This window comes from Bradyrhizobium sp. USDA 327, from assembly GCF_041262065.1.
GTDB classification, from domain to species: Bacteria; Pseudomonadota; Alphaproteobacteria; order Rhizobiales; family Xanthobacteraceae; genus Bradyrhizobium; species Bradyrhizobium liaoningense.
The window spans coordinates 3,143,174-3,159,485 of sequence record NZ_JBGCCW010000001.1; the positions used below are offsets into that span (position 1 = coordinate 3,143,174).

General features: G+C 65.5%; 12 protein-coding genes. 2 read left to right on the forward strand and 10 right to left on the reverse strand.

What is annotated here, in order from left to right:
* Positions 1–35: 35 nt before the first annotated feature.
* From ABIA42_RS14365 to ABIA42_RS14385, 5 genes are all read right to left on the reverse strand, one after another.
* Positions 36–2,276, reverse strand: coding sequence for a tetratricopeptide repeat protein (locus tag ABIA42_RS14365; RefSeq protein WP_271528426.1), 2,241 nt, complete (start codon positions 2,274–2,276; stop codon positions 36–38).
* 101 nt (positions 2,277–2,377) lie between these two features.
* Positions 2,378–3,115 carry an amino acid ABC transporter ATP-binding protein gene (locus tag ABIA42_RS14370; RefSeq protein WP_271528427.1) on the reverse strand — a complete coding sequence of 246 codons (738 nt, stop codon included), beginning with the start codon at positions 3,113–3,115 and terminating at the stop codon, positions 2,378–2,380.
* A gap of 11 nt (positions 3,116–3,126) precedes the next feature.
* The gene (locus ABIA42_RS14375) at positions 3,127–4,647 is read right to left on the reverse strand and encodes an amino acid ABC transporter permease (RefSeq protein WP_370112854.1); all 1,521 of its coding nucleotides are present in this window, start codon (positions 4,645–4,647) and stop codon (positions 3,127–3,129) included.
* Entirely contained in the window at positions 4,644–5,849 is a 1,206-nt protein-coding gene (locus ABIA42_RS14380) for an amino acid ABC transporter permease (protein WP_370112852.1), read from the reverse strand. The genes ABIA42_RS14375 and ABIA42_RS14380 overlap by 4 nt, the downstream gene beginning before the upstream one ends.
* Before the next feature lie 24 nt (positions 5,850–5,873).
* On the reverse strand, positions 5,874–6,890 hold the full coding sequence (locus ABIA42_RS14385; protein WP_370112850.1) for an amino acid ABC transporter substrate-binding protein: 1,017 nt from the start codon (positions 6,888–6,890) through the stop codon (positions 5,874–5,876).
* Positions 6,891–7,285: 395 nt separating this feature from the next.
* On the opposite strand from ABIA42_RS14385, the gene metC reads away from it, so the two are divergent.
* Together metC and ABIA42_RS14395 are read left to right on the forward strand one after the other, a co-directional pair.
* Positions 7,286–8,470: a cystathionine beta-lyase gene (gene metC, locus ABIA42_RS14390; RefSeq protein ID WP_370112848.1), complete on the forward strand. Its 1,185-nt coding sequence runs from the start codon at positions 7,286–7,288 to the stop codon at positions 8,468–8,470.
* A 178-nt stretch (positions 8,471–8,648) separates the two neighbouring features.
* Positions 8,649–10,340: a Na/Pi cotransporter family protein gene (locus tag ABIA42_RS14395; protein ID WP_370112846.1), complete on the forward strand. Its 1,692-nt coding sequence runs from the start codon at positions 8,649–8,651 to the stop codon at positions 10,338–10,340.
* Positions 10,341–10,342: 2 nt separating this feature from the next.
* Here the strand turns inward: ABIA42_RS14395 and ABIA42_RS14400 are convergent, their stop codons facing one another.
* The 5 genes from ABIA42_RS14400 to pbpC form a co-directional block, all read right to left on the reverse strand.
* Positions 10,343–10,681, reverse strand: coding sequence for a lipid-A-disaccharide synthase N-terminal domain-containing protein (locus ABIA42_RS14400; RefSeq protein WP_271528433.1), 339 nt, complete (start codon positions 10,679–10,681; stop codon positions 10,343–10,345).
* On the reverse strand, positions 10,678–11,412 hold the full coding sequence (locus ABIA42_RS14405; RefSeq protein WP_271528434.1) for a glycosyltransferase family 2 protein: 735 nt from the start codon (positions 11,410–11,412) through the stop codon (positions 10,678–10,680). Before ABIA42_RS14405 ends, ABIA42_RS14400 begins: the two co-directional genes overlap by 4 nt.
* Before the next feature lie 65 nt (positions 11,413–11,477).
* The gene (locus ABIA42_RS14410) at positions 11,478–12,323 is read right to left on the reverse strand and encodes a phosphatase PAP2 family protein (protein WP_370143783.1); all 846 of its coding nucleotides are present in this window, start codon (positions 12,321–12,323) and stop codon (positions 11,478–11,480) included.
* A 1-nt stretch (position 12,324) separates the two neighbouring features.
* Complete coding sequence (locus ABIA42_RS14415) at positions 12,325–14,067, reverse strand: glycosyltransferase family 39 protein (RefSeq protein ID WP_271528436.1); 1,743 nt, start codon at positions 14,065–14,067, stop codon at positions 12,325–12,327.
* A gap of 50 nt (positions 14,068–14,117) precedes the next feature.
* On the reverse strand, positions 14,118–16,310 hold the full coding sequence (gene pbpC / locus ABIA42_RS14420) for a penicillin-binding protein 1C (RefSeq protein WP_370112843.1): 2,193 nt from the start codon (positions 16,308–16,310) through the stop codon (positions 14,118–14,120).
* Between the last annotated feature and the right edge of the window lie 2 nt (positions 16,311–16,312).

The following is a 16,312-nucleotide window of genomic DNA, read 5'->3' on the forward strand; positions in this document are numbered from 1 at the left end:
GTTTCCCGGTGCTCTGCGCAAGATCTGGCCGCGGCCTACGCTACGTCCCCGCCTTCCGGGGCCGCGGCGCAATAGTCGCGCCAGAACTGGCGATACCCCGCCTCGACCTTACGCGTGTAGGTCTCGACATTGCCGGCAGGCGAAGCCGCGATCCGGGCCGGCAATTCTGCGCGCAGCTTGGCCAGATAAGCCGGCTGCGCCGCATATTTGCACGCGAGTGCGGCATAGCCTTCGTCATCCTCGGCGACCCAGTCGCCAAGACCGACGGCCGCGACGATCGACCCGCCGGCGCGCGACGAGGCGCCGCTGCCGAGCTTGGCGACGACCGGAACGCCGGCATAGAGCGATTCCCAGGTGCTGATGCCGCCGTTTTGCGGGAAGGTATCCAGCGAAATGTCGACATCCGCAAAGGCCCGCAGATGCTCGGCGCGCGGGGTCGAGCCCATGCAGACGACGTTGTCGTCGGCGATACCCTGTTCGACGAACCGCGCAACCAGGCGGTCGCGCAGCATGGGATCGTCCAGCAGTCCGTTCTTGATGACGATCTTCGATCCGGTTACCTCGCGCATCACCTTCGACCACACACCGATGGCCTCGTCCGAGATCTTGAAGATGCGGTTGAACACGCCGAAGGTCACATGGCCGTTGCGGAGCATGGGAAGCTCCGAAGGCTGCGCATCCAGGATGGGATCGATCGTGATCAGGCAGGGCAGATCGTGAACCTTCTCAGCCAGCAGATGGCGCGCGGATGGCGGAATGAAGACCGGATCCGCGAGCACGTAGTCCATGGTCCGAAGGCCGGTCCCCGTCGCATGCCCGAAGCCCGTGACCTGGATCGGGGCCGGCTTGCGGGCGAAGACATGGAGCCGGCTGCCGGTCGTATGTCCTGATACGTCGATCAGAATATCGATCCCATCGGCCTGGATACGATCGGCCAGTTCGTCGTCCGAAAGCTGCGCGGCATCGACCCAGACGTCCGCCAAAGGCTTGAACTGTTCGGTCATCTCATCCTGCGACGGCCAGCAGGAATAGCAGACGATCTTGAACCTGGCGTGATCATGATAGCGCAGCACCGGCAACAGCGAATACGCTGCCGAGTGGCGCCTGAATTCGGACGCGACATACCCGATGACGATCCGCCTGTCCGGATCGAGCTCCCGTGGCGCGAGCGTCCTTCTCGGCAACTTGGCGCCGATCGCCTCCCACCAGTATTTTCGGGCCGCCTGCTGGGCTACGAAATCGGCCTGCGGCAGATAATCCAGCACGAAAATCTTGTATCCGATCGCCTCCGGAAAGTCCGGCGCGATCTCCAGCGCCGCATCGAGATGCGCGAGCGCCGTCGCGATGTCTCCCTGGTTCACATGGCAAGCCGCAAGTAGCGCCAATCCCATCTCCGACCGCGGATTGACCTCGAGCAGCGTCTTGACGCCCGCCATCGCCCGCGCCGTGTTCCCCACGAGGATGTCGATTTGCGCCCTCCAGCACAGCGCGAGCTCGAGCCGTGGCGATTGCGTTAGCGCCGCATCGAGGTCCGCTGCCGCCTGCTCCAGCCGGGACCGGCTCAAATTGAGCCGTCCGCGCTGCAGCAGAATCCTGGGTGACCCTGGCTTGATCGCGAGCGCTGCGTCGAAGGCGGCGGCAGCCTCGTTGAAGTGCCTGAGCTCGAGATTCACCATGCCCATGCCGGCGATTGCCTCGGCATGACGCGGCTGAAGCGACAGGGCGCGATCGAAGCTCTCTTTGGCCCGCTCGAACTTGCCGGTCATCAGCTCCGCCATGCCGCGGTTGCAAAATGCATCGGCATAGTCCGGCTTCAGCCTGATCGCGCGGTCGTGCAGCCCGATCGCCTCTTCGCCGAGACCGATGTGCAGCAGCGTATTGCCGAGATTGGTCAGGGTGATCGGACAATTCGGCTTCAGCGCAATGGCCTTCTCCTGGCATGCGCGGGCGGCCTGAAATTTCTGGAGATCGAAGTACACGGCCCCGAGATTGCCATGGGCGTCGGGCGAACGCGGGTCGAGCGCAATCGCGCGCTCGAGCAGGAATTCCGCCTCATCGAGCCGGCCACCGTCGAACGCGCGCAGGCCGAGCAGATGCGTGGCGTGGAAATGATCCGGAACCTCTTTCAAGATCTCGCGGCACAGCGTCTCGGCCTCGGCAAGTCTGCCCTGCCCGAGTGCCTCGACCGCGAAGGACATGACGGCGTCCGCCTGCTTCCTCAACTTCTTCTGCAATCGCGCGTTCTGGTATGCGCGCGCGCCGAGACTGCTCTGCAAGGTTTCTCTCCGGAGGATGGTCCGAAAAGAGACGAGCTGATTCGCATGGTGCCAAGCTTGCGGCGGCGGTCAGACCGGCGAGGCCACCGGGTTGCGGGGGCTCACCGCAGGATCTGGCTCAGGAACAGTTTGGTGCGGGCATGCCGTGGGGCGGCGAAGAATTCTCTCGGCGTGTTGGCCTCGATGATCTGGCCGGCGTCCATGAACACGACACGGTTGGCCACTTCCCGGGCAAAGCCCATCTCGTGGGTGACGACCAGCATGGTCATGCCCTCCTCGGCGAGGTCGACCATGGTGTCGAGAACCTCCTTGACCATCTCGGGATCGAGCGCCGAGGTCGGCTCGTCGAACAGCATCACCTTCGGGTTCATGGTCAGCGCGCGGGCGATCGCGACGCGCTGCTGCTGGCCGCCGGACATCTGACCCGGAAACTTGTTCGCCTGGTGCGGGATCTTGACCCGCTCCAGGAATTTCATCGCGGTCGCCTCGGCCTCCTTCTTGGGGATGTTGCGGACCCAGATCGGCGCCAGCGTGCAATTGTCGAGCACGGTCAGGTGCGGGAACAGGTTGAAGCTCTGGAACACCATGCCGACCTCGCGGCGCACGGCATCGACATGCTTGAGGTTGGGGCCGAGCTCGATGCCGTCGACGACGATCTCGCCCTCCTGGAATTCCTCCAGCGCATTGATGCAGCGGATCAAGGTCGACTTGCCGGAGCCCGAGGGCCCGCAGATCACGATGCGCTCGCCCTTCGCGACAGCCAGGTCGATGTCACGCAGCACGTGGAATTCGCCGTACCATTTGTTCAGGCCGGAAATCTTGACGATGGGGGCGGACATGGTGGCCTCGATCAGCTGCGGCGGTGGGCGTTGAGGCGACGCTCGACGAACAGCGAGTAGCGCGACATTCCAAAGCAGAAGATGAAATAGATGATCCCGGCGAAGGCGAAGCCGGTGAACGCGGTCGACGGCGTCGACCATTTCGGATCCGAGAACGAGGCGCGAAGCGAGCCCAGGAGGTCGAACAGTGCCACGATCGAGACCAGCGAGGTGTCCTTGAACAACGAGATGAAGCTGTTGACGAGGTTCGGAATGACGTGACGCAGCGCCTGCGGCAGCACGATCAGCGAGGTCGTTTTCCACCAGGACAGGCCGAGAGCGGCGGCGGCCTCGCCTTGCCCGCGCGGGATCGCAGCGAGCCCGCCGCGGACGTTCTCGGCCTGATAGGCGCCCGTGAACAGCGCGATGCCGATCAGCGCCCGGACCAGGCCGTCGACGGTGAAATTCCCGGGCAGGAACAGGGGCAGCATGTAGGTGGCGAAGAACAGCACGGTGATCAGCGGCACACCGCGCCAGAACTCGATGAAGGCGATCGAGAAGATCCGGATCAAGGGAATGGTGGAACGGCGGCCGAGCGCCAGCGCGATGCCGATCGGCAGCGAGGTGACGATGCCGGTGACGGAGACCACCAATGTCACCAGGAGGCCGCCCCATAGATTGGTCGTCACGATCGGCAATCCGCCGCGATCCAGGCCCATCAGCTTGATGACGATCGCGATGGCAATGAAGGTGGCGATGCTGGATGCCAGAGCCCGCCCGCCGGTGCGAATGCCGCCAGCAAGAAAGAACGCGATCAGGCTGACAATCGCGGCCGTGATGCCGAAATCAGCCCAGACCGGCTGCCCGATCACCTGGACGTAATCGCGCAGCCAGGTGAGCGGAAAGATCAGCCAGGAGATCGCCGTGCCGACCAGCACGATGAGGCTGCCGACAACCCACAGCAACGGTGCGATGGCGGACGTCTTGCTGAGACTGAGGAGCGCCTGCCCGGCACCGATGATACTCTCGTCGAACAGTTGGAGCAGGCCGGCCGTCCAGCTCAGGCCGAAGCCCTTGATACCGCCGCCGTGCAGCAGGAAGAATGCGACCACCGGAAAGGCAACGAAGAACAGGCCCGCGTTCAGGCCCTTCGCCGGCAGCCGCGGAACGAGCAGCGGAAGCAGCAGCACGACCGCGAGCAACATCGTGAGGTCGACCCGCCAGCGCTCCGCCTCGGGATAGAAGCCGTAGATCAGTTGCGGGAGTTTCGCCTGGATGTAGGGCCAGCAGGCGCCGACCACAAAGCCGGCGTTCTCGGTGAGGCAGGCGGTGCGGTCCTGGCCGCTCCAGACCGCATCGACCATCAGGAACCTGACGGAAGGAACGATGGTGAACCAGAGCAGCAAGGCGCCCACGATCGTGAGCAGGATGTTGGTCGGCGAGTTAAACAGGCGCGTACGCACCAGGCCGATGAAGCCCGTGGTCTTGACCGGCGCGGGCCGCTCGGCGAGCAGGTCCTGGCGGACGAAGCTGCTTGAGGCGATATCGGTCATGCGCCGAGACTCCGGCTGACGCGCCAACCGTAGACGCTCATGACGGCGCTGGTGAGCAGCGAGATCAGGAGATAGACGCCCATCGTCATCGCGATGATCTCGATCGCCTGCCCGGTCTGGCTCAGCGACGTGCCGGCGAACACCGACACCAGGTCGGGATAGCCGATCGCGACCGCCAGCGACGAGTTCTTGGTGAGATTGAGGTACTGGTTGGTCAGCGGCGGCACGATGACGCGCATGGCCTGCGGTATGACGATCAGGCGTAGCGTGGCGCCGCGGCTGAGACCGAGCGAGGATCCCGCCTCCATCTGCCCCTTGTGAACGGACAGGATGCCGGCGCGCACGATCTCGGCGATGAAGGCGGCGGTATAGGTCGACAGCGCCACCGTCAGCGCCACGAATTCCGGGATGATGCGCGAGCCACCCGCGAAGTTGAAGCCCTTGAGCTGCGGCAGCTCGAAGGTGAAGGGCAAGCCGAACACCAGCATGGTCGCGACCGGCAGCCCGAACAGCAGGCCCAGCACATAGGGCCAGATCCGGATCATGCGCCCTTCCTGGAACAGCGCGCGTCGCGCATGGAAGCGCAGGGCCAGTGACGCCACGATGCCGAACACCAGCATCGCCAGGAACGGCTCGAGGCCGCTCTCGCCGATCGGGCGCGGAATGACGAGACCACGATTGCTGACGAAGGCGATGCCGAGCAGGGAAATGCTCTGCCGCGGATTGGGCAGTGCCGCGAGCACCGCGAGGTACCAGAACAGGATCTGGAACAGGAGCGGAAGGTTGCGGATGACCTCGACATAGAGCTCGCCGACGCGCGACAACAGCCAATTGGGCGACAGCCGGCACAGCGCGACGATGAAGCCGATCACGGTGGCGAAGACGATGCCCACCACCGAGACGACGAGCGTGTTCAGCAACCCGACCACGAACACGCGCAGGAACGTGTCCGAGCCGGTATAGGGGATCAGGGTCTGGTTGACGTCGAAGCCGGCATTGTTCCTGAGGAAGCCGAAGCCGGCGGCGATGTGCTGGTTCTCGAGGTTGGCGCGAGCATTGGAGACGATTTCATAGCCGATCCAGCCCAGGATCGCCGCGAAGGCAAACTGGACGGCAACGCCGTTCCAGCCTGCCTTGCCGCCCAGGAGGCGCCGGATCTTCAGCGCAATCTGGGCCGGCGGTTTTCGGGCCTCGGTGCTCATGCCGTTGCCGGCCGATCGGGGTGATCAGCGGATGGGCGGCGCGTACTGAAGACCGCCCTTGTTCCAGAGATTGTTGAGACCGCGATTGATGGCGAGCGGCGAGCCTGCGCCGACGTTGCGATCGAACACCTCGCCGTAATTGCCGACCGCCTTCACGATCCGCACCACCCAATCCTTGGTCAGGCCGAGCTGTTCGCCGAAATTGCCGTCGCTGCCGAGCACGCGCTTCAGTTCCGGATTTTCCAGCTTCGCCTTCTCGTCGACGTTCTTCGAGGTGACGCCGAGTTCTTCAGCGGTGATCATCGCAAACAGCGTCCATTTCACGATGTCGAACCACTGGTCGTCGCCGTGGCGCACCATCGGACCGAGCGGTTCCTTCGAGATGATCTCGGGGAGCACCATGTGGTCGTTGGGACTGGCGAGCTTCAGACGATTGGCGTACAGGCCCGACTGGTCGGTGGTGAAGACGTCGCAACGGCCGGCTTCATAGGCCTTGACGGTTTCGTCGTTGGTGGCGAACGCGATCACCTCGTACTTCATGTTGTTGGCCTTGAAGTAGTCGGCGAGATTCTGCTCGGTGGTGGTGCCGGTCTGCACGCAGACCGATGCGCTGTTGAGCTCGAGCGCCGAATTCACCTTGAGGGACTTCTTCACCATGAAGCCCTGCCCGTCATAATAGGTCACGCCGGTGAAATTGGCGCCGAGCGACGTGTCGCGCGAGATGGTCCAGGTGGTGTTGCGCGAGAGCACGTCGATCTCGCCGGATTGCAGCGCCGTGAAGCGGTCCTTGGCGGACAGCGGCACGTACTTGACCTTGGTCGGATCGTTGAAGATCGCCCCCGCAATGGCGCGGCAGACGTCGACGTCGATGCCGGTCCAGTTGCCCTTGTCATCCGGAGAGGAGAAGCCAGGCAAGCCCTGACTGACGCCGCAGGACAGCATACCCCGTTCCTTGACGGTCTTGAGCGTTTGCGCATCGGCGGCTTCGGCAGAGAGGCCGGCGGCGAGAGCAAGGGTGAGAGCCAGGGTTACGCGTTTCATGGGCTTCGGGCCTTTCAAGGTCGTCTCAAGATCAGGAATGTTGTCTTTGGGGTCATCTCTGCCAGGGCTAATCGTACCAGGGCTAGCCTTGCAAGAGTCATGCTGGAACACCTTGCCGAACACCCGCCGATCCCGGGAGGCCATACCTTAATCCCCGCCGCAGGCGCCCGCCATTACGGCTGTGGCGCAAGGTCCGGTCAGACATTGGATCGAAGGTCGCGGCAGGCCCCTCAACATGCGGCGACTGAATAGCACCTGCGCATCACAGAACGACTGGCCTGCCGGGTCAAGGGGTTGACGAGACTCTTCTGTGTTCTGTTATTAACGACGACGGCCTTTCGGCCCGCCCGCGGGCGCAACGCACCCGGCGGAAACGCGATTTTGAAAGCAGACGCATGGATTCCTCGCACCCCCAGCAGCAGCACGCCGAGACCCGGCTGGTCACCTCCGGCCGCGACACCAAGGCGCAGAAGGGGTTCGTCAATCCGCCGGTGTTCCACGGCTCGACCGTGCTCTATCCGACCGCCGAAGACCTGCACGCCCATCGCGGCGAGTTCACGTATGGCCGCCACGGCACCCCGACGACCAAGGCGTTCCAGGACACGCTGATGGCGCTGGAGGGACCGCAATGCGCCGGCGTCGGCATCGTGCCGTCCGGGCTTTCGGCGATCTCCACCACCCTGCTCTCGGTACTGAAGACCGGCGACCATATTCTGGTCGTCGACAACGTCTACCGGCCTTCGCGCAATTTCTGCAACGGCATGCTGGCCCGCTATGGGGTCGAGACCACCTATTTCGATCCGCTGATCGGTGCGGGCATCGACAAGCTGTTCAAGCCCAACACGCGTGCGGTGCTGGTCGAGGCGCCAGGCTCGCAGTCGTTCGAGATGCCCGACATCCGCGCCATCGCCGAGGTCGCGCATGCCCGCGGCGCGCTCGTCATCGACGACAACACCTGGGCGACCCCGCTCTATCACCGCTCGCTCGATCAGGGTGTCGACATCAGCATGCAGGCGGCCACCAAATATATCGGCGGCCATTCCGACATCATGTTCGGCACGATCTCTGCCAATGCCAAGGCTTGGCCGCAGATCAACGAGGGCATCCGCCTGCTCGGCGTCTGCGCGGGCCCCGACGACGTCTTCCTGGCGCTGCGCGGATTACGCACGCTGTCGGTGCGATTGGCGCAGCATCATCGCTCCGGACTCGACATGGCACGCTGGCTCGCCGCCAGACCCGAGGTCGCGCGCGTGCTGCATCCGGGGCTCGAAACCGATCCCGGCCATGCGATCTGGAAGCGCGACTTCACCGGTGCGTCAGGCCTGTTCAGCATCGTGCTGAAGCCGGCGCCGCAGAAGGCGGTCGACACCATGCTCGATACGCTGAAGCTGTTCGGCATGGGCTTCTCCTGGGGCGGCTTCGAGAGCCTCGTGATCCCCTTCGATTGCGATGCCTATCGCACCGCGACCAAGTGGGCGCCCGGCGGGCCGACGCTGCGTCTGCACATCGGGCTTGAGAACGTCGACGACCTCAAGGCCGATCTCGATCGCGGCTTCGCTGCCCTGAAAGCGGCAATCTGAACCTGCTCGCGAGGCAACGCGCCTGGGGACACGGCAACCACGCTCCAGCGGACGTGCAATCGCGCGCCGCGGGAACGCGCCGCTGCCGCAAACGTTAACGCCGATGCGCCAACAAAGAGTTTGATCGGCTCCCGTTTGGCGCTAGCCTCGCCAATCGACTCCAATCCGGACACGGAGCATGGGAACGTTGGTTCTGCTCGATCTCATGGGCGGCGTTGCCCTGTTGCTGTGGGGCCTGCACATGGTCCACAGCGGCATTTTGCGCGCCTTCGGTCCCGACCTGCGGCGGCTGCTCGGCAAGGCGCTGAGCAATCGCGGCAGCGCCTTCGCCGCCGGCCTCGGACTCACCGCGCTGCTCCAGAGCAGCACGGCGACGGCGCTGATCACGAGTTCGTTCGCGGCCGAGGGCCTCGTCAGCCTCGCCGCTGCGCTCGCCATCATGTTGGGAGCCAATGTCGGCACGACGCTGATCGTGCAAGTGCTGTCGTTCAACATCGCAGCCGTTGCGCCGGTCCTGTTCGTGCTCGGACTCGTGGCCTTCCGCTCCGGCGCGCGCTCGCGGATCAAGGACATCGGCCGCGTCTGCATCGGCCTCGGCCTGATGCTGCTCTCGTTGCACATCCTGCTCGACACGCTGGCGCCGGCGGAGAACGCGCCCGGCGTCCGCGTCGTGATGTCGGCCATCACCGGCGACCCGGTCCTGTGCATCGTCATCGCCGCCCTCGTCACCTGGGCGGTGCATTCGAGCGTCGCCAGCGTGCTGCTGATCATGTCGCTGGTCTATTCGCAGTTCATTACGCCTGAAGCTGCCCTCGCACTGGTGCTCGGCGCCAATCTCGGCAGTGCCATCAATCCGTTGTTTGAAGGTGCAAGGCGCGACGACCCCGCGAGCTATCGCCTGCCGGTCGGCAATCTCGTCAACCGCGTGACCGGGATTGCCCTCGTCCTGCCCTTCCTGGGCGTGATCGCCGAGCACATGCACGCCTGGCAGCCCGATCTCGCCAAGATGACGGCGGCCTTCCACATCGCCTTCAACGTCGGCACGGCCGTCGTCTTCATCGGCCTGCTCGACACTATGTCGCGCCTGCTCACCCGCCTTTTGCCGGATCGCGTGCAGGAGGCCGACCCGGCCCGGCCGCGCTATCTCGACGAGACCGCGCTGGAGACACCGTCCCTGGCGCTCGCCGACGCCGCCCGCGAAACGTTGCGCATGGGCGATCTCGTCGAGGTGATGCTGCGCAAGGTGATGGCCGCGATGATGACCGGCGACCGTGCACTGGTCGACCAGGTCTCCAAGATGGACAATCTCGTCGACGGTCTCGACGAGGCCATCAAGCTCTACGCGACCAAGCTGATGCGGGGCAGCCTCGACGAAAGTGAGGGGCGCCGCGCGATGGAGATCATCTCCTTTGCCATCAACCTCGAGCACATCGGCGACATCATCGACAAGAGTCTGAGCGAGCTCGCCACCAAGAAGATCAAGCGGCGCTTCCAGTTCTCGGCGGAAGGGGCCGACGAGCTCGCCGCCTTCCACAAGCGCACGATGGACTCGCTGCGTATCGCGTTCGGCGTCTTCATGTCGGGCGACGCCAACGAGGCGCGCAAGCTGCTGGTGGAGAAGACCGCGCTGCGCAACACCGAGCTTGCCGCGGTCGAGCGCCATCTCGACCGCCTGCGCGAGGGCCGTCCCGAGACCATCGAGACCACCTCGCTGCATCTCGACGTGCTGCGCGACCTGCGCCGCATCCACTCGCACATCTGCTCGGTCGCCTATCCCGTACTCGACGCGGCCGGCGAGCCCTACCGCAGAACCGAGGCGGATGCAGCCACCCTGCCCGCGTCAGGCGCGGCATCGGTGCTGCCGCGATAGGATCAGCGATCCAGCGTCTTCGACGCGGTGCCGTGGTTCTTCCAGATCAGCATGATGTTGCGAAGATAGATGATGGTCGCGAACAGCTGGCCCATGATGATGACGGGCTCCCGCTTCACGATGCCGTAGATCAGGGTCATCACGCCGCCGCCCATCGAGCAGAACCAGAATGCCATCGGCACCACGCTGTTGCCGGCCCGCTCGCTCGCGATCCACTGCACCAGGAATCGCGCCGTGAAGAAGAGCTGCGCGACCAGGCCGAATGCGAGCCAGAAGTCGAACTTGGCGACGAAGACGTCGTAGAAGTAGTTGCTGACCGCCTGACCGTATTGAATGATCATGCGTTCACCTCGGTCACCTCAGGAGTCGGCTTCTTGCGGCGGATCAGCCACCACACGCCGGCGAGATCCATGATCCCGATCCACAGCCGGTCGAAGAAGCCGTAATTTGATACGCCGGAGTGGCGCGGCCGGTCGATCACGTCGACATAGGCGATCTCGTAGCCTTCCCGGCGCACCAGCGCCGGCAGGAAGCGATGCAGCCCGTCGAAATAAGGCAGCATCAGGAAGACGTCGCGCCGGAACGCCTTGAGTCCGCAGCCGGTGTCGCGCGTGCCGTCTTTCAGGATGGCATTGCGAACGCCGTTCGCCACGCGCGACTGGAACTTCTTGAAGCCGGTGTCCTTGCGCCCGACCCGCTGGCCGGCGGCCAGCCCGACGCGCGCGCTTTTCTCGACCGCCGCGATCAGGTCCGGGAGGAAGGCGGGATTGTTCTGGCCATCGCCGTCGAGCGTCGCCACGATGTCCCCGCGCGCCGCACGCACACCACTGCGCACGGCCGCCGATTGGCCGCCAGACCGCGCATGGCGGAGCTGACGCAGATTGCTCCGCTGCTTCATGATGGCGGCAAGCCGCTCGCCGGTCGCATCGGTGGAGCCGTCGTTGATGTAGATGATCTCATAGGCCCAGCGGCCATCGAGCGCCGCGCCGATCTCCGCGATCAGCGGCGCAATGTTGTCGGCCTCGTTGCGCACGGGAACGACGATGGAGACCGAAGGCTGGGACGTCGACAAAGGAGGCTCGTGGTTGGATTTGGCCTGCGCCTTGGGGAACCGGCGGTCCCGGCAGGCAGCCGCTTTTATGGGGCGGATGCCCCGTGGGCAACCCCTTTGAGGCGGCCCCGGGCCGCTCCCGGAAGAGGCACGATGGTGCCGTCGGCGCGGATGGCAAAGCCGAGCCGCCGGGCCGCGAACCAGTAACGCACCGTCATGGCGCCGACCATTCCGACCAGGGCGCCGGCCACGACGTCGCTCGGGTGATGCGCGAGCAGCACCAGGCGCGTCAGCAGGATCACGATTGCGTAAGTGAACATGAAAACCCGCAGGCGCGGCCACAGCGCCGAGACCGCAAACGCCAGGGCGAACGCTGCCACTGCATGTCCCGACGGCAGGCTGGCATAGGCCCCCGTCCCCTCGAACGGCACGAAATTGAACGGATTGGCCTTGCCGCCCACGAACGGGCGGCCGCGGCCGATGAGAAATTTCAGGATCTCGGCGACAAGCGCCGACACGGCAACAGACAGAAATATGTACTGAAGCCGCGTGCCGAAGCCGAGCAGCAGTGCGCGGCGAGTCCCGTGCAGCCATGCTGCAACGAACGCCACAGCCACCAGCGCAGCCCCCAGCACGATCAGCAGATACTCGTCCTTGCCGAAATCGGTGAGGATGCGGATCGGCCACAGGCTTGGTGTGCCGCGCGGCGGCATCAGCTCGATCTCGGTCTGATCGAGCCCGACCATCAGCACGATGACCAGCGCCGCGCCCACTGCGCTGAGCCAGAGGGAGTGCCGCGCCAGCTTTCGGGCGGCCTCGGCCCGGCGCGAATGCGAGGGCGACCGCACGAGTTGCGCCAGCGCACCCCAGGACACGGCGAGCAATTGTGCGGGATAGCCGGCACGCGGCGCAATGTCGGTCGGCGCCCGCATCCTACTCGGTGCCTTCCGAGCGGAAGATCGAGATCGAGATCGCGCGCCCTTGCGAGAAGTTATAACCGTCGATGCGCGCGCCGACCTTGTAGCGCAGCCCGATCGCCTCGGCGCGCTGCACGAAGCTGCGCTCCGAACGCTGCTCGATCAGCGCGAAGCGGCAGCTGCCCTGCCGCAGGAAATCCGCCGCACCGGAGCCGTCGGTGAGCAGGGTCCGGGTGCCCACCAGGAAGACGAGGCTCGGCTCGTGATAACCGGCCGCAGCCGCCTTCGGTCCGACGCAGGTGACGTTGCGAAGCGCGCGCGCGATCTCGATGCTCGGAAACAGCGGCGTCAGTGACGGCAGGACGATGCCGTAGACCGTCACCGCCAGCATCAGGGCTGCGACCAGCGCGTTGAGCAGCGAGCGCTCGGCACGATTGTTGTCGTAGAGCCACCAGGCGAACAGGCCAAAGATCAGCGAGGCCGCGATGAACGGCCAGGCCACGAAGGCCGGCTGCCGCGTCAGCATCACCGACCCGACGACCGCGATGATCGAGGCGGCTGCGGGGATCGCGAACCACCAGGCCGAACCGCGCATCAACCAGGAACGCGACAGCACGCGCCGCTCCACCGCGCCTGCGGTGAGGATCGCGATCGCCGGATAGAGCGGCAGCACGTAATGCGGCAGCTTGGTCAGCACGGCCTCGAACACGATCCAGGACGGGATCAGCCAGGCCAGCAGGAACTGCGCGCCGGGCTCGCGCCGCGCCCGCCATACCGCGGGCGCCGCCATCGCCGCAAGCGGTGCGCCCGGCCAGAACGTGATCCAGAACAATGCGAGGTACAGTCCGGGCGGCGCGCCATGAGATTCCTGGGCCCCCAACTTGCTCAGCATGTCGCCGCCGACGGAATCGGCGAAGAAGGCATCGCCCGCGCGCCAGAAGATCGCGAGGAACCAGGGCAGCACCAGCACCAGCATCCACATCAGACCCCAGAGCGGGCGCAGCTTCCACAGCCAGGAGGCATCGCGATCCTGGATCGCAAGCACGACGATGGTGAGACCTGCGAACATTAGGATCAGCGGGCCCTTGATCAGGACGCCGACAGCGAGCGCGGTCCAGAAGATCGCGGGCCAGCTCCAGGGCGGATGCGTCTCGTCCTCGGCGCGCTGCCAGGACAAATAGGCCCGCGCCATCGCGCCCATCGCGGCGACGACGCAGAGCAGCAGCATGGCATCGGTCTTCGCCAGCCGCGCCTCGACCCCGAGCAGCACGGACGCGCACATCATCAGCGCCGCCAGCACGGCTGCGCGCCGCGTGACGAAGCCGAGCGCGGCCCAATAGGTCATGAGCACGGCGCCGATCGCGCCCATCAGCGACGGCAGCCGGTAGACCCAGATGCGCAATTCGGCCTTCGGCAGCTTGAGCATCGACGCAGCTTCGACGGTCGCCGATTGCAACCAGTAGATGCCGACCGGCTTCTTGTAGCGGACGTCCTCCTGAAAGCGGATATCGACGTAGTCGCCGCTCTCGACCATCTGCTTGGTGGCCTGGGCGAACCGCGCTTCGTCGCGATCGATCGGCGGGATGGTGAAGAAGCCCGGCAGAAACAGCAGCAGCGCGCACAGCACCAGGAAGCCGACCGCGCGCGCATGGCTGGCCGTGACGATGTCGAGCATGCGCACGAGTCCACTGCCCGGATTTGCGGGTGATTTCGACTCGCGGGGTGCACCAAAACGGGGGCTTGGGTAGGTCTCGGCCATTGGTTCCGCTTACGCTGAAACCGCCATCGCCACAACCGCTTGAGGCAGGGTCATTGAATTCGAATGACGACTGTGTCCGCGGCGCCCGTGGCGTCGATCACGGTGACCCGGGCAAAGCCCGGTCCGGGCGGATCAATCAGCCGCTGGCGGCGGCCGTCGATCTCGCCGAGCGCGGTGCCGTTAACCATGATCGTCATGGGCAGCACACCGCCGGCGACTTTGACCGGCATGGCTGCGTTCTCCCGGCTGCCTGATCGATCGACATCGATCCGCGAACCGTTGAGCGGAAACTGAATGTGCAGCGCCTGCTCGCTCCCGGTGCGCACCAGCTCCCCGACCGGGCGGAACCGCTTCAGAGGCAGCGGCAGCTTGGCGTTGCCCGCCACCAGGGTTCCCTTGGGCGCCTTCGGCAACGGGGCGAGCGTCTTGCCGGTCCTGGCAAAGGCGTCGAACAGGATCGGCGCGGCAGCGACGCGCCCGATCAGGCCGGGAACCGGGGCGCCGTCGGGCCGGCCGACCCAGACGCCGATGGTCATACGGCCATCGAAGCCGACCGACCAGGCGTCGCGATAGCCGTAGGACGTCCCGGTCTTGAACGCGATCCGGTTGTGGGCAGCATTCTCCGGCGGCGGCGTTCCCAGCAGTACGTTGCCGACCTGCCAGGCCGCGACCTGATCCAGCAGCCGGAGCAGCTCGCGGTCGTCCTGTTCAGTCACGACCTCACGCAGCGGCTTGGTGGTGCCGAGACGGGCGAAACCCGCATAGAGCTGGGCGAGGTCCTGGAGCGTCACGCCCACCCCGCCGAGCCCCATGGCGAGCCCCGGCGTCTCGTCCTTGGGCAGAACCAGGTTGCCGCCGGCCTGCCGCAACCGCGAGGTCAGTCGGCTGGAGCCGACGCGGTCGAGCAGCACGATGGCCGGTACGTTCAGCGACAACTGCAGCGCCTTCCTCACCGGCACCGTGCCCTGGAAGGTCATGTCGAAATTCTCCGGCGCGTAGGAGCCGAAGCGGACCGGGCGGTCGTCGATCAGGCTGTCGGGGTGGACAAAGCCGTCCTCGAAGGCGAGCCCGTAGATGAAGGGTTTCAGCGTCGAACCCGGTGAGCGGACGGCGCGCGTCATGTCGACCTGCCCTGCCCGGCTCTCGTCGAAATAATCCGCCGAGCCGACACGCGCGAGCACGTCGCCGCTTTCGTTGTCGACGACAATGATCCCGACCGAGATGTTCGGCCCGAGCGCGATGGCGCGATCGCGCGCCAGCGGCTCCAGCACCTTCTGCAGGTTCGCGTCCAACGTGAGCTTGATGACCGGCGCGTCCTTGACCGTCGAAAGCGCGGTGTCCGAGGCATGCGGCGCCAGGATCGGCATCGGCTTGCGCAGCTTCGGCACGGGCACCGCCTTGGCCTGCCTGGCATCGTCTGCGCTGACCACATGCTCCTCGACCATGCGGTCGAGCACGCGGTCGCGCGCCTTGCGTGCCGCCTCCGGATGGCGGTCGAGACGGCGAGTTTCCGGCGATTGCGGCAACGCGACCAGCAGCGCGGCCTCCGCCAGCGACAGCCGCTTCGGCTCCTTGCCGAGATAGGCGATGGAGGCGGCGCGGATACCTTCGAGATTGCCGCCGTAAGGCGCGAGCGCGAGATAGAGATCGAGGATCTGCTCCTTGCTCAGCGTCCGCTCCAGCTCGATCGCGCGCACGATCTGCCGCAGCTTGGCGTGAAGCGAGCGCTGCCGCCGCGGCTCCATCAGTCGCGCAAGCTGCATGGTGATGGTCGAGCCGCCCGAGACGATGTGGCCGCGCGTTCCGAGCTGCAACGCCGCGCGCGCCAGCGCCAGCGGGTCGAGGCCGTTGTGGGCGTAGAATCGCTGGTCCTCATAGGCGAACAGCAGTTTCAGGTACGTCGGATCGACGCTGGTCTTGGCGTCGACCGGCAGCCGCCAGCGCCCATCCGCCATGGCATAGGCACGCAGCAGCTTTCCATTGCGGTCGACGATGGTCGTGGAGACCTGGCGCGCTTCGTCGAGCGGAAGCGGGCCGAGGGAGTAGACCCAGGCGACGAATCCGACGATGGCGAGGATGAGGGTGAACGCGAGGGCTGAGAGGGCACGAAGGCCCCTGCCCCGCACTCCGTCATGGCCGGGCTTGTCCCGGCCATCCGCGTTCTTGTCCACGGCTCTACAGTCCGTGGATGCCCGGGAGAAGCCCGGGTATGACGACTGAGAATGTGGCGCCGCGTCGCTCATAC